Genomic DNA, 14,055 nt, shown 5'->3' on the forward strand with positions numbered 1-14,055 from the left:
GCGGCCGGCGCGGGTGCGCCGGGCGGGGTGCCTGGCAGCGGCGGCGGCCCGGCCTGCGGCCCGATCAGCGCCGCCCGAGCGGAGACGTAGGCCGGGTCGAGCAGCCCGGCGACCGGGACCGACACGAAGGCCGGATCGCCGACATAAAGATCTCGGTCGGCGTACATCAGGCGGCTCGCCTCGGCGAACAGATACCAGGCCTGCGGATCGGCGGGTCCGCGCGCGGCGATGTCGGTGCGTTCCAGCATGCCCATCAACTGGAGCAGGGCGACTCCGCTCGACGGTGGCGGCGGGACGCAGATCAGGTAGGCGCGATAGGGCCGGCACAGCGGATCGCGCTTCACCGGCCGGTAGCCGCCGAGATCGGCCATCGTCATCGCGCCCGGCAGCGGCCCGGCGGCGAGCCGAGCCACGATCCGCTCGGCGGTCGGTCCGCGATGAAGGGCGTCGGGGCCTTCGGCGGCGAGACGGCGCAGGAAGTCGGCATAGGCCGGATTGCGCAGCCGGTCGCCGGGATCGACGGGAGTGCCGTCGGCTTCCGCGAAATAGGCGCGCACGTCCGGTGTCGCGTTCTGCGGGGATCGACCATTGGTGAAGCGGCCGAGGCGCGGGCTGACGACGAAGCCCTCGCGCGCGGTGCGCTCGGCGTCGCCGAACAAGCCGCTCCACGGCAGCCGGCCATGCTCGCGATGGGCCATGTCCAGCATCCGGACGACGCCGGGCACGCCGGTGGCGCGGCCGCTGACCACCGCCTGGCCGAACGGCAGCGCCTGGCCATTGTCGTCGAGGAACATGTCGGGGGTCGCCCCGGCCGGCGCCGTCTCGCGTCCATCATAGACGGACACGCGCCGCGTGGCGGCGTCATAATGGGTCATGAAGGCGCCGCCGCCGAGGCCGGAGCTTTGCGGCTCAACCAGGGAGAGCATCGCCTCGACGGCGATCGCGGCGTCGACCGCGCTGCCGCCGCGCCGGAGCACGTTCATCCCTGCCTCGGCCGCCAGCGGATTGGCGGCGGCGACATAGAATTGCCGCGCAGGCTGCGCCGTCGTCCGGTCGCGGGACTCGGGCTGGCTCTGCGCCGTGGCGCAGCCGGCTAGCGCCGCCGCGACGGCAATCCATAACAGACGGAGGAACGCGCTCATGACTCGACCCCACAACATCCAGGTCGGGGGGACCTAGCCAAGCCCTCCCGACCCGTCCACATCTGATCCGCCGCGCTCGACAGTCGGAATGAAAACTGAAAGAACCCGCCGTTCGCGACGCGGAACAACCGCGGGTTTAAGGGCGGCCGAGATTCACGCTCCAGGGCCTGGAGCGATCTCGGTCGTGAGAGGGCAGGGATGCGTCAGCTCGAACATTTTCCGAATCTCGTCGCCATGTTCTTCACCCGGGCGGAAGAGCGGGGCGACAAGCCGTTCCTGTGGGCCAAGCACGGCGGCATTTGGCAGCCGACGAGCTGGCGGGAGACGGCGGAGACGGTGGCGAAGCTCGCCGCGGCGCTGAAGCGGCTCGGACTGCAGCCCGGCGACCGGGTGATGCTGGTGTCTGAGAACCGGCCCGAGTGGCTGATTTCCGACCTCGCCATCATGGCCGCCGGCTGCGTCACCGTGCCGGCCTACGTCACCAACACCGAGCGCGACCACCAGCACATCATGGACGACAGCGGCGCGCGCGCGGCGATCGTGTCCAGCGCCAAGCTCGCCAAGACCCTGCTTCCGGCGGCGATCCGAGGCTCCAATTGCGAGCACGTCATCGGCATCGAGCCGATGAGCGGAATCGGCCAGTCGGGGGACGTCGAGTTCCACCAATGGGCGACACTGCTCGCAGGCGAAGCGGCCGACGTCGAGAGTGCCGCCGCCGCCGCGACCTTCAGGCGCCAGGATCTCGCCTGCATCATCTACACGTCCGGCACCGGCGGCGCGCCGCGCGGGGTGATGCAGCATCACGGCGCCATCCTCCACAATGTCGAGGGCTGCACGGACATCATCAGCACCGACTTCGGCTGGGACGAGGAGGTGTTCCTGTCCTTCCTGCCCGCCAGCCACGCCTATGAGCATACCGGCGGCCAGCATTTCCCCATCGGGCTCGGCGCCGAGATCTACTATGCGGAAGGGCTCGAGAAGCTCGCCTCCAACATCGAGGAAGTGCGGCCGACCATCATGGTGGTGGTGCCGCGCCTGTTCGAGGTGCTCCGCCAGCGAATCCTCAAGCAGGTCGAGAAGCAGGGCTGGTTCGCCGAATATCTGATGGCGCGCGCGCTCAACATCGGCGCCAAGAGCTATGCCGGCCGCCGCAACCCGCTCGACGTGCCGATGAACCTGTTCCTCTCGCGCACGCTGCGCCCCAAGATCCAGCAGCGCTTCGGCGGGCGGATCAAGGCGATGGTGTCGGGCGGAGCGCCATTGAATCCGGAAGTCGGCATCTTCTTCCATTCATTGGGGCTCACCCTGCTGCAGGGCTACGGCCAGACCGAGGCGGCGCCGGTGATCAGCTGCAACCGGCCGAAAGCCGGCATCAAGATGGACACGGTCGGCCCGCCTCTGCTCAACACCGAGGTGCGGATCGCCGAGGACGGCGAGATCCTGGTCAAGGGCGAGCTCGTCATGCACGGCTATTGGCGCAACCACGCGCTGACCGAGCGGACGGTGGTCGACGGCTGGCTCCACACCGGTGACGTCGGCCATCTCGACGACCAGGGCCGGATCGTCATCACCGACCGCAAGAAGGACATCATCGTCAACGACAAGGGCGACAATGTCGCGCCGCAGAAGGTGGAGGGCATGCTCACCCTCCAGCCCGAGATCCTCCAGGCGATGGTGGTCGGCGACAAGCGCCCCTATGTCGTCGGGCTGATCGTCCCCGATCCCGAATGGGCCGCCGAATGGTGCACGGCGGGGGGTCGCAAGTGCAACTTCGCCGACCTCGCCCACGACCCCGATTTCATCCGCGCCCTCGCCGCCGCGGTCGACCGGGTCAATGCCGACCTCTCGGTGATCGAGAAGGTTCGCCGGTTCATCGTCGCCGACGAGCCGTTCACGGTCGAGAACCAGCAGCTCACCCCGTCGATCAAGATCCGCCGCCACGTCCTCAAGGAGGCGTACGGCGCCCGCCTCGACTCGCTCTACGCGCGCTGATCAGTAGAGGAACATCGGCATGCCTTCGACGCGCAGGAGACGGGCGCGGTAGAGGGCGGGGTCGTAGAGGCCGGTGACGTCGACGCTCTTGCGGCCTTCCAGCAGGGTGCCGATCGGGACGTGGCAGTAATTGCCGTCCTTCAGCGCGACCATGCGCCCGGCACTGCCCTGCTGGACGAGCTGCACGGCGAGGCCGCCGAAGGCGAAGCCGACCATCCGGTCCATCGCGTCGGGCTCGCCGGCGCGCATCAGGTAGGCGAGCTCCTGGATCACCGCGCCGCTTCCGAGCCGCTCGCTGATCACCCGGCCGAGGCGCTGGCCGACGCCGATCTCGCGGCGGTCGAGCGCCGACTTGGAGCGCTCGACGTCCTCGCCGCTGTCCTCGCCGATGATACGCGCGCCTTCCGAGATAACGCACATCGCATAGCCGGCCGGGTTCGACGCCTTGTCCTCGGCGAGGAGGGGGAGGAGTATGTCGAGATCGGCCGGCACCTCGGCAATGACGGTGCGGTCGACCTGGGCGAGGAAGCCCGCGAGCAAAGCGGTTTCGCCGGAGCGGCGGCCGAACAATTCGATGACGCCGATCCGCTCGTGGCTCTCGACCGTGGTGCGCAGGGCGTTGATCGCCTCGACCGAGCGGCTGACGGCGGTCGAGAAGCCGATGCAATAGTCGGTGCCGTAGACGTCGTTGTCCATCGTCTTGGGCACCGACACGACCGGCACGCCCTGGCCCGACAGATGGGCGGAGAAGCGCAGCGTGCCGTCGCCGCCCAAGGTGATCATCGCGTCGATGCCGAGCTTTTCGAGGACGTTCAGCACGTGGCCGGTCTGGTCGCCGCTCTTGTGGGTGCGCGGGTCGGTTCGCGAGGTGTGGAGGATGGTCCCGCCCATGCGGTCGATGCCGCGCACCGCCTCGCGGTCCAATGGCAGCGAATGGGCGGCGATGCTGGCGGGGTCGCCGGGATCGATCGCCATCACGCCTTCCCAGCCGCGGCGGAAGCCGGTGACCTGCCAGCCGAGATCGTCGGCCGACAGGGTGACCGAGCGGATGCAGGCGTTGAGGCCGGGCACGTCGCCGCCGCCGGTGAGGATGCCGATACGCATGTGTCCCACAACTCCTTTGCGTCGCGTTGGGGCTCGTCTATCGGCGGCGGCCATGCCGGACAACCTGAGCCAGTTCAGCGGAGCCGATGTGCGGGCCGAAGCGCGCCGAATCCTCGCGCTCGCCTGGCCGATCGTCCTGACCGGCCTCAACTGGACGCTCATGCAGGTCATCGACGTCGCGGTGGTCGGCCAATATGGCACCGACGAGCTGGCGGCGCTGGGAGCGAGCCGGACGCTGACCTGGATCGCCGTGGTGCTCGGCATTTCCTCGCTTACCGGCGTGCTGGTCTATACGGCGCAGGCCGACGGCGGGAAGCGGCTCGCCGAGACCGGCGACAATCTTCGCGCCGGGCTGCTGCTGGGCGTCGCGCTCGGCACGGGAATCGCGGCCATCCTCGGCCTGGGGGCCTATCCGCTGCTGCGCCTGATCGGCGTCGAGCCGGCGCTGCTGGCGCCGTCGGCGCCGGTCGTCGAGGCGATGGCGCTCGCCTTTCCCGCCCAGCTCGCTTTCTTCGCCGCTTCCTATTTCCTCGAGGGCATCAGCCGGCCGCGGCGGGTGATGATCGTCAATCTCGGCATGCTTGGCGTGAATGCGGTGCTCGCCTGGGCCTGGGTCGGCGGCCATCTCGGCTTTCCCGCCCTCGGCGCGGTCGGCGCGGCCTATGCGACGGCGGTGGCGTCATGGCTGGGCGCGGGCGCCATGATCCTGTTCGCCTGGACCGTCTCCGACGCGGCCGAGCGCGGGGTGCGCGACCTGTCCGCCGGGGCGTTGAAGCGGGCGGCGCTCGGCGTGCCTCGGCTGCTGTGGTTCGGCACGGTTCCGGCGATCGCGGCGTCGCTCGAGCTCGCCGGCTTCGCCTGGCTGATCGTGCTGTCGACCCGGCTCGGCAACGACGTCGCCGCGTCCTTCCAGGCGATGCTGGCGCTTCACAATCTGCTGTTCGCGATCGCCTACGGCTTCGCCTCCGCCGCCGGGGTTCGGGTCGGCAACGCGGTCGGTGCCGGCGAGCGCGACCAGGCGTGGCCGCGCGCGCTGATCGCCGCCGGTCTGTCGGTGGCGGTAATCGGCGTCCTGTCGCTGTTCCTCGTGCTGTTCTCGAAGACCGCGATGCTGCCTTTCTCCGACGATCCCGCGGTGCTCGCGGCGGGCGCAGCGATGCTGGCGATCATGGCGTCATTCCTGATCTTCGACGGGCTTCAATATCTGTTCGGCGCGGGGCTGCGCTCGCTCAACGAGCAGGTGTGGGCCGGAGTCAACGGCATCATCGGCTTCTTCGTCGTCACCGGCGGCCTCGGCTGGGTGCTGGTGAGCAGCGGCTGGGGCGCCAACGGCCTCGCCTGGGCGGCGGCGATGGGCATGCTGGTGACGGCCGTGCTTCAGTTCGGCCGCTTCTATTATGTGCTGAAGCTGCGCCCGGAGCCGCTCAGGTCAGCGGCGCGAAGCTCAGGTTGAGATTCTGGCCGCCCGGCGGGACGTCGGTCGAGGCGCTGTAGAAGGTGACCGCCTCGCGCGGCTGGAGTTGGGCGCGCGGCGGCGCGATCGACCAGGCATAGACGACCCGGCCGGTGCCATCGAGCAGCTCGGCGCGGATCTGCGGCACGCGCTGCACATCGTCGGTAAGGTTGCGGATCTCGCCGGTGACGGTGAGCAATTCGGTCTCGGCCGGGCCCGGCTCGCGGCTGACCCGGCCATTGATCTCGAGCGCTTGCGCGCTTGCGGAAGCGAGTCCGAGCCTCTCGCCAATCTCTCCCCAGCCGACGAAATAGGAGGCGGCGGCGGCACCGACGATCAACAACGCCGCGACGACCGCGGCGATCGGCCAGAAGCGCAGCCGGCGCCGGCGGCGCGGCTCCTCGTCGATCTCCATGTCGTGATCGCCGACCCATTCGGGCGGTGCCTCGTCCTCGGGCGCCTCAAACTCGGCCTCGGGCTCGGGCTCGGGTGCCGGTTCCGGCGCCGGCGCGGCGGCAGGGGGAGGCGCGGGTTCGTCGACGGCCGGCTCATTCACCGGGACCCTTGGCGGAACCGCCGGCTCGCCGGGAGCGAAGGAGTCCTCCGGCGCCTCCTGGACCCAGCTGAACCGGCATTTGGCGCAGCGCACCTTGCGGCCGCTTCCACTGATCGCGCCGTCGGGGACAGCGTAGCGGGCGCGGCAGGACGGGCAGGTGAGGATCATCTACGCACGGCACCTTTGCGGCTGATACCGGCCTCTAAGCACGGGCGGGGGACACCATCAAGCGAATGCGGGCTTTTCTGCCGCTTGAGGGCCATAAGCGCGCATGCCATTGGTTGCCCGCGATGAAGGTTCCCGCCCGCCCGTGACCGCTCCCGGCCCGATCGTCCGGTTCGACAATGTCGGGCTGCGCTATGGCACGGGCGCCGAGACGCTGTCCGACCTGTCCTTTTCGCTGCGCACCGGCGGCTTCTACTTCCTCACCGGGCCGTCGGGTGCGGGCAAGACGTCATTGTTGAAGCTGCTTTATCTGGCGCTGCGCCCGAGCCGCGGCCTCATCCGCCTGTTCGGCGAGGATATCGTGACGATGCCGCGCGGCCGCCTGCCCGGCTTCCGCCGGCGGATCGGCGTCGTGTTCCAGGAATTCCGGCTGGTCCCGCATCTGTCGGCGTTCGACAATGTCGCTCTGCCGCTGCGCGTCGCCGGGGTCGACGAGCGCGACATCGCGACCCCGGTCAACGAGATGCTCGCCTGGGTCGGACTGTCGGACCGGGCGAGCGCCCGGCCGGCGACCCTGTCAGGCGGCGAGCAGCAGCGCGTCGCGATCGCCCGCGCAGTGATCGCCCGTCCCGAGCTGCTCGTCGCTGACGAGCCGACCGGCAACGTCGACCCGGAAATGGCCAAGCGCCTGATCCACCTGTTCGACGCCTTAAACAAATTGGGCACGACGGTGATCGTCGCGACCCACGATCTGCATTTGCTGACCTCGGTGCCGAGCGCGGAGATGATCAGGCTCGACCGCGGCCAGCTCGCCGATCCGACCGGCGCGCTGCGCAACCCGCCGCGCAAGGTGGAAGCGGCGGGAGGCGCTCGGTGACCGCGGCCGCGCGCGATTTCGGCGCCCGCGATGGCCGCCTCTTCCCGGAAGGCCGGCTGTCGGGGCCGATGCCCTGGGTGATCGCGATCATGATGTTCCTGACGGCGCTCGCAGCCGCGACCGGGCTCGGGCTGGCGGCCGGGGCGGAGCGGATCGAGGGCCAGATCGGCAATCGGGTCACCGTCCAGATCGTCGAGGCCAATCCCGAGCTGCGCGACCGCCAGGCGGTTGCCGTCGCCGCCATGCTGGAGCGCGCCGAGGGCGTGACCCGGGTGCGGCCCGTGCCGGCGGACGAGCTCGACGCCTTGCTCGAGCCCTGGCTCGGTGCCTCGGCGGCGACCGCCGAGCTGCCGGTCCCGGCGCTGATCGACGTCGATCTCGGCGCCGGCGGCCGGGCGCGGCTGCCCCAGCTTCGCGCCGCCGTGCAGGAGGTGGCGCCGGCGGCGATGGTGTCAGACGTCGCCGATTGGCTCGGGCCATTTTCCGGCCTGCTCGCCTCCTTGCAGTGGCTGGCGGCGGGCCTCGTTGCGCTGATGATCGCGGCGACCGCGGCCACCGTCGTGCTCGCGGCGCGTTCGTCGCTCAACACCCATGGCCAGACGATCGAGATCCTTCACCTGATGGGAGCGACCGACCAGCAGATCGCCCGCATGTTCCAGCGCCGAATCGCGCTCGACGTGCTGTTCGGCGGAATCGTCGGCGCCGCGCTGGCGATTCTCGTCCTCGTTCTGATCGGCGGCCGCGTCGCGGCGATCGGATCGGAGCTATTGGGCTCGATCGCGCTTCCCGGCCATGCCTGGGTGGTGCTCGCCCTGCTGCCCTTCGCGGGCGCGGTGCTGGCCCTGCTGGTCGCAAGGGTCACCATCCAGCGCGCGCTGGGGAGGCTGCTCTAGCGATGCGCCGGCTCCTCCGCTTCAGCATTTTCCCGGTCCTGCTCTACGGAGCAGGCCTCGCCTGGTTCATGAACAGCCTGCCCGGACCCGCCGGGGCCGAACGGACCGACGGCATCGTCGTGCTGACCGGCGGCGAGGGACGCGTGGCGCGCGGCTTCGAGCTGATCGAGCGCGGCGCCGCCGACCGGCTGCTCATCTCCGGCGTCGCCAGCGAAGTGCGCCCGCAGGAGCTCGCCGCCCGCTACGACGTGCCGATGGCCACGATCCGCTGCTGCGTCGATCTCGGCCGGACCGCCACCGATACCCGCACCAACGGCCAGGAGATCGCCGAATGGGTGCAGCGCCGGCGGCTTCGCTCGATCCGCGTGGTGACCAACGACTGGCACATGCCGCGGGCGCGCAAGGAGATTGGCTGGCGCCTGGGCAGCGCGACCCGGATCGTCACCGACGCGGTCCATTCGGACCGCACCTTCAAGCAGCTGTTCGTCGAGTATAACAAATATCTGATCAGCCCGTTCGGCGAGGAGCTGGGCCTGGAGTGACCGTGCTCGCCGCGCTTCGTTCGCTGATCTTCATGATCGTCTTCTATTCGCTGACGGTGCCGATCGTCCTGCTGACGGTGCCGGTGGCGGCACTCGGTCGCCGGCCGCTGCGCCGTCACGTCCTTCTCTGGGTGCAGTTCCATGCCTGGTGCTGCCGCTGGATCCTCGGCATCCGCACGCGGGTCGAAGGCGACATTCCGGCCGAACCGATGCTGTTCGCAGCCAAGCACCAGGCGATGTACGAGACTCTCGACCTCGTCCGAATCCTCGACGAGCCGGCCATCGTGATGAAGCGGCAGCTCGCGGACATCCCCGTGTTCGGCTGGGCGACGCGCCGCTACGGCTGCATCGCGATCGACCGGAGCGGCGGCGCTTCGGCGCTGAGGGCGATGATGCGGGAGGCGGACATGGCACTGGCCGAGCAGCGCTCTATCCTGATCTTTCCCGAGGGGACCCGGGTAGCACCGGGCGAGCAGCCGCCGCTGCAGCCGGGGTTCAGCGGCCTCTACCGTCGGCTCGGGCTTCCGGTGGTGCCGGTGGCGCTCGACAGCGGGCGGGTGTGGCCGAGGGGTTGGATCAAGCGCAGCGGCATCGTCACCATGCGCTTCGGAGCGCCGATCCCCTCCGGCCTTCCGCGCAAGGAGATCGAGCAGCGGGTGCATGACGCCATCAACGCGTTGGAGAGGGTTGCGTGATTCCTGAGCTCGGCATCATCGAGGGCTTCTTCGGCCGGCCGTGGAGCTGGCGCGAGCGCTCGGAGACGGTCCGTTACCTGCGCCCGCACAACTACCTCTTCTACCTCTACGCGCCCAAGGCCGACGCCTTCCTGCGCCGGCGCTGGCGGGAACTTCACCCCGATGCCGAGATGGCCCCGCTCGCCGCCTTCGCCGCCGAATGCCGGGCGATCGGCGTCCGCTTCGGCGTGGGTCTCAGCCCGTTCGAGCTCCATCTGGCGCCGGAGCGCGGCTGGCAGGACATGCTGGCGCGCAAGCTCGCTCATCTCGACGCGCTCGGCGTCGACGACCTCGCCATCCTGTTCGACGACATGCGCGGCGACGTTCCCGATCTCGCCGAGCGCCAGGCGGCGATCGTCACCTTCGCCGCCGAGCGCACCAAGGCGACGCGCATCCTGTGCTGCCCGAGCTATTATTCCGACGATTCGGTGCTCGACAGCGCGTTCGGCCAGCGCCCCGACGGCTATCTGAGCCAGCTTGGACGGCTCCTCGACCCGACGATCGAGATCATGTGGACCGGCCCCGAAGTGTGCAGCCGCGAGCTGTCGCCGGGCCACCTCGCCCGAATCGCCGGCGAGATCGGCCGCAAGCCGTTCCTGTGGGACAATTACCCGGTCAATGACGGCGCGCGCATGTCGCAGCACCTCCATCTGCGCGGCTTCACCGGCCGCCCGGCCGAGATCCGCCGCCACATCTCCGCACATGGCGTCAATCCGGCGTCACAGGCGGTGTTGAGCCGGATTCCCGCCCTCACCCTCGCAGAGAGCTACGACCGCGGCGACGATTACGACTATGTCGCAGCGTTTGAGCGCGCGGCTCGTGACGTGCTCGGCGCCGACCTCGCGGCCCAGGTCCAGCGCGACATGCTGACGCTCCAGGATCGCGGCCTCGACCGGCTCGAGCACCGCCGGCCGATCCTGCGCACCCGCTACGACAGCTACGCCCATCCCGGCGCGGCCGAGATCGTCGCCTGGCTCGACGGCGTCTGGAACCTCAGCGACGAGGCGGTGCAGACACAGTGACAGTGATGCCCGTCATGCCAGCGCAGGCTGGCATCTACCGGTCCACGAGCTGTCACCCCGGTAGACCCCAGCCTTCGCTGGGGTGACGGTTCTTCCTAGTCGCGCAGCCGCGCGCCGAGCTTTCCGGCCGCAGCGACGATTCGGTCGCCGACAGCCTTGAGCTCATCGTCCGTGAAGCTCTTGTCGGTCGGCTGGAGCACCACCTCGAGCGCCAGCGACTTCTCGCCTTGGGCGACACCCTGCCCGGTGAAGACGTCGAACAGGCTGACCGAGGCGATCGCCGCCTTGTCGGCGCCGCGCACCGCTCGAAGCAGGCGGTCGGCCTCCAGCGTCTCCGGCACCAGGAAGGCGAAGTCGCGCTTCACCGCCTGCAGCGCCGGCGGCGTGTAGGCCGGGCGCATGCGCCCGTTGCCGCCGCGCCTGGGCGGCAGCGCGTCGAGGAATATCTGAGCGGCCGTCGCGGGCCCGTCGAGGTCGAACGCCTTGAGGATCCGCGGGTGAAGCTCGCCGAACTCGGCGAGCACCGCCTTGCCCAATGTCAGCTTGCCGGAGCGGCCGGGATGATAGGTCTCGCCCGCGCCGGCGCTGACCTGGAGATTGTCGACCGGCGCACCGACCGCGGCGAGGAGCGCCAGCGCCTCGTCCTTGGCGTCGAACGCGTCGAAAGGCGTCGCCCGGCCGCTGCGCCAATGGCGGTGACTCGCCTCGCCGGCGAGGATCACGCCGACCGTCAGCGGCTCGCTTTCCTTGAAGTAGCGACGGCCGACCTCGAACAGGCGAACGCTGTCGGCGCCGCGCGCGCGGTTGCGCCGGGCGGCGGCGATGAGGCCGGGCAGAAGCGACGGGCGCATGACCTTCAGATCGTCGCTGATCGGATTTGCGATGGTCCAGGCCGCGCCGCCGAAATGAGCCGCCTCGGCCTCAGAAATGAAGCTCCAGGTAATCGCCTCGTTGAGCCCGCGCGCGGCGGCGGAGCGGCGGGCGCGGCGCTCGATCAGCTGCTCGGGGGTCGCGGTCGGCCGGGCGACCCCGTCGGCGCGCGGCAGCGGAGTCGACGGGATCTTGTCGAAGCCGTGGACCCGGGCGACTTCCTCGACGATGTCCGCCTCGCCATGAATGTCGGGGCGGAAGGTCGGCGCCGTGACCTGCCACGGATTGCCGCGCGCCACGTCGAAGCCGAGGCTGCGCAGGATCTCCTCCTGCCGGTCCTCGGGGATGTCGATCCCGGCGAGGGCGGCGCAGCGCTGCGGGCGATAGGCGAAGGTCTGCCGCTCGATCGGCGGCTCGCCGGCGCGCACCACCTCGGACGGCTCGCCGCCGGCGAGGTCCAGCGCCCATTTTGTCGCGAGCTGGATGCCCGGCTCGACGAAGGCCGGATCGGCGCCGCGCTCGAAGCGGCTGCGCGCGTCGGAGGCGAGCGCAAGCTTCTGCCCGGTGCGGGTGATCGCGTGCGGATCGAACCAGGCGCATTCGATGAGGATGTCGGTCGTCGCCTCGGTGACGCCGCTATGCTCGCCGCCCATGATCCCGCCGATGTCGTGCACCGCGACGTCGTCGGCGATTACCGTCATGGTCTCGTCGAGCGTGTAGGTCTTGCCGTTCAGCGCCTCGACCTGCTCGCCGGGCTTGGCCTTGCGCGCGACCACCGCGCCACTGAGCTTGGCAAGGTCGTAGACGTGGAGCGGCCGGCCGTAGGTCAGGGTGATATAGTTGGTCATGTCGACCAGGGCGCTGATCGAGCGCTGGCCGACCGCCTGCAGCCGGCGCGCGAGCCAGTCGGGCGACGGGCCGTTGCGGACTCCGCGGATGACCCGGCCGTAGAAGGCCTTGCAGCCCTCCTTGTCCTCGATGCGGATCTCGACCGGCGACGGGAAGGTCCCGGTGATGTCCGGGATGTCGATCGGCTTCAGGGTGCCGAGGCCGGAGGCGGCGAGGTCGCGGGCGATGCCGTAGACGCCCATCGCCTCGGGCCGGTTCGGATTGACCGACACATCGATCACCGCGTCGTTGAGGCCCGCATAATCGGGGAAGGCGGCGCCGACCGGAGCGTCGTCGGGCAACTCGATAATGCCGTCATGGCCCTCGCCGAGCTCCAGCTCGCGCACCGAGCACATCATGCCGCGGCTCTCGACGCCGCGGATCGCCGCGATCTTCAAGGTAATTCCGCTGCCCGGGACATAGGCGCCGGGCGCTCCGAACACGCCCTTCATTCCGGCGCGGGCATTGGGCGCTCCGCACACGACCTGCATCGGGCCCTCACCGGCATCGACGGTGAGGACCTGGAGCTTGTCGGCTTGCGGGTGCCGTTCGGCGGTGAGGATCTCCGCGACCTTGAACGCGGCGAGCTTCTCGCCGGGATTGTCGACGCCCTCGACCTCGAGGCCGAGCGAATTCAGCCGCTCGACCACCTCTTCGAGCGAGGCGTCGGTGTCGAGATGCTCCTTGAGCCAGGACAAGGTGAACTTCATGCGCCGAGTCCCCCGCTCAAAGTGGGCACGTCGAGCGACGCGAAGCCGTAGTGGCGAAGCCAGCGCAGGTCGCCGTCGAAGAAAGCACGAAGATCATCCATGCCGTATTTCAGCATCGCCAGGCGGTCGATGCCGCAGCCAAAAGCGAAGCCCTGCCACTCGTCGGGGTCGAGCCCGCAATTGCGGATGACGTTGGGGTGGACCATTCCTGAACCGAGAAGCTCCATCCAATGGTCGCTTCCGCCGAGCACTCGGCGGCCATTCTGAATCGTATAGCCGACGTCGACCTCGGCCGACGGCTCGGTGAACGGGAAGTAGCTCGGGCGCAGGCGAAGCACGATGTCGTCGCGCTCGAAGAAGGCCTTGAGGAAGGTCTCGAGAGTCCATTTGAGGTGAGCGAGAGTGATGCCCTTGTCGATGACCAGTCCCTCGACCTGGTGGAACATCGGCGTGTGGGTGGCGTCGCTGTCGGAGCGGTACACGCGGCCCGGCATCACTGAATAGATCGGCGGCTGCTGTGACGTCATGACGCGGATCTGCACCGGCGAGGTGTGGGTGCGAAGCACCATCTTGCCGCCGTCCGGGCCGGTCTCGTCGAGATAGAAGGTGTCGTGCATCGCCCGCGCCGGATGGTCGTCGGCGAAATTCAACGCGGTGAAATTGTACCAGTCGGTTTCGACTTCGGGGCCGCTCGACACCGTGAAGCCCATGTCGGCGAAGATCTCGGCGAGCTCGTCCATGACCTGGCTGACCGGATGGACCGAGCCGCGCGGCGCCGGCCGAACGGGAAGCGTCACGTCGATCCGCTCGCGGGCGAGGCGGGCGTCGAGCTCGGCCGCTTCCAGCGCCGCCTTGCGCTCGGCGAGCGCCGCGGTCACCGCCTCGCGCAGAGCGTGGATTCGCGGGCCCTGCACCTGGCGCTCGTCGGGCGACATCGCGCCCAGGGTCTTGAGCAGGCCGGTCACCGCGCCATGCTTGCCGAGCGCCGCGACTCGCACGGCTTCGAGCGCGGTCAGGTCGGCGGCGGCTTCCACTTCGGGAAGGATCTGTTCTTTCAGGGCTTCGGCAGTCGACATGACCGCCCCTCTACTCAATCCAAGGGGGATT

At 69.5% G+C, this 14,055-nt stretch carries 12 protein-coding genes; 7 read left to right on the forward strand and 5 right to left on the reverse strand.

Going from position 1 to position 14,055, the window contains the following annotated elements:
- Positions 1-1,142, reverse strand: a 1,142-nt coding sequence (locus G7B71_RS12650; RefSeq protein WP_243406237.1) for a gamma-glutamyltransferase, incomplete at its 3' end; no start/stop codon positions are given.
- Positions 1,143-1,340: 198 nt separating this feature from the next.
- On the opposite strand from G7B71_RS12650, the gene G7B71_RS12655 reads away from it, so the two are divergent.
- Positions 1,341-3,134, forward strand: a complete 1,794-nt coding sequence (locus G7B71_RS12655) for an AMP-dependent synthetase/ligase (protein WP_166041432.1) — start codon at positions 1,341-1,343, stop codon at positions 3,132-3,134.
- On the opposite strand, the gene G7B71_RS12660 is transcribed toward G7B71_RS12655, so the two are convergent.
- Positions 3,135-4,238 carry an ATP-dependent 6-phosphofructokinase gene (locus G7B71_RS12660; protein ID WP_166041434.1) on the reverse strand — a complete coding sequence of 368 codons (1,104 nt, stop codon included), beginning with the start codon at positions 4,236-4,238 and terminating at the stop codon, positions 3,135-3,137.
- A gap of 52 nt (positions 4,239-4,290) precedes the next feature.
- Here G7B71_RS12660 and G7B71_RS12665 point away from each other — a divergent pair, with 52 nt between their 5' ends.
- Positions 4,291-5,691 (forward strand): MATE family efflux transporter, encoded by a 1,401-nt coding sequence (locus tag G7B71_RS12665; RefSeq protein WP_166041436.1) that lies wholly within the window; start codon positions 4,291-4,293, stop codon positions 5,689-5,691.
- Here the strand turns inward: G7B71_RS12665 and G7B71_RS12670 are convergent.
- The gene (locus G7B71_RS12670) at positions 5,663-6,415 is read right to left on the reverse strand and encodes a zinc-ribbon domain-containing protein (RefSeq protein WP_166041439.1); all 753 of its coding nucleotides are present in this window, start codon (positions 6,413-6,415) and stop codon (positions 5,663-5,665) included. The genes G7B71_RS12665 and G7B71_RS12670 overlap by 29 nt on opposite strands.
- 142 nt (positions 6,416-6,557) lie before the next feature.
- Between G7B71_RS12670 and ftsE the strand changes: the two genes are divergently transcribed.
- The 5 genes from ftsE (at position 6,558) to G7B71_RS12695 (ending at position 10,480) form a co-directional block, all read left to right on the forward strand.
- The gene (gene ftsE, locus G7B71_RS12675; RefSeq protein ID WP_243406238.1) at positions 6,558-7,289 is read left to right on the forward strand and encodes a cell division ATP-binding protein FtsE; all 732 of its coding nucleotides are present in this window, start codon (positions 6,558-6,560) and stop codon (positions 7,287-7,289) included.
- A 68-nt stretch (positions 7,290-7,357) separates the two neighbouring features.
- Positions 7,358-8,182 carry an FtsX-like permease family protein gene (locus tag G7B71_RS12680; RefSeq protein ID WP_243406239.1) on the forward strand — a complete coding sequence of 275 codons (825 nt, stop codon included), beginning with the start codon at positions 7,358-7,360 and terminating at the stop codon, positions 8,180-8,182.
- 2 nt (positions 8,183-8,184) lie between these two features.
- Positions 8,185-8,724 (forward strand): YdcF family protein, encoded by a 540-nt coding sequence (locus tag G7B71_RS12685; protein ID WP_166041445.1) that lies wholly within the window; start codon positions 8,185-8,187, stop codon positions 8,722-8,724.
- 32 nt (positions 8,725-8,756) lie between these two features.
- Positions 8,757-9,419: a lysophospholipid acyltransferase family protein gene (locus G7B71_RS12690; RefSeq protein ID WP_166041489.1), complete on the forward strand. Its 663-nt coding sequence runs from the start codon at positions 8,757-8,759 to the stop codon at positions 9,417-9,419.
- Positions 9,416-10,480: a beta-N-acetylglucosaminidase domain-containing protein gene (locus tag G7B71_RS12695; RefSeq protein WP_166041446.1), complete on the forward strand. Its 1,065-nt coding sequence runs from the start codon at positions 9,416-9,418 to the stop codon at positions 10,478-10,480. Before G7B71_RS12690 ends, G7B71_RS12695 begins: the two co-directional genes overlap by 4 nt.
- 95 nt (positions 10,481-10,575) lie before the next feature.
- Here G7B71_RS12695 and pheT read toward each other — a convergent pair whose 3' ends face one another.
- A complete protein-coding gene (gene pheT / locus G7B71_RS12700) occupies positions 10,576-12,948 on the reverse strand; it encodes a phenylalanine--tRNA ligase subunit beta (RefSeq protein WP_166041448.1) in 2,373 nt (790 codons plus the stop codon).
- Entirely contained in the window at positions 12,945-14,024 is a 1,080-nt protein-coding gene (gene pheS / locus G7B71_RS12705; RefSeq protein WP_166041451.1) for a phenylalanine--tRNA ligase subunit alpha, read from the reverse strand. The genes pheT and pheS overlap by 4 nt, the downstream gene beginning before the upstream one ends.
- Positions 14,025-14,055: the final 31 nt, after the last annotated feature.

Origin of the sequence: Sphingosinicella sp. YJ22 (assembly GCF_011320075.1) — a bacterium.
Taxonomy (GTDB): domain Bacteria; phylum Pseudomonadota; class Alphaproteobacteria; order Sphingomonadales; family Sphingomonadaceae; genus Allosphingosinicella.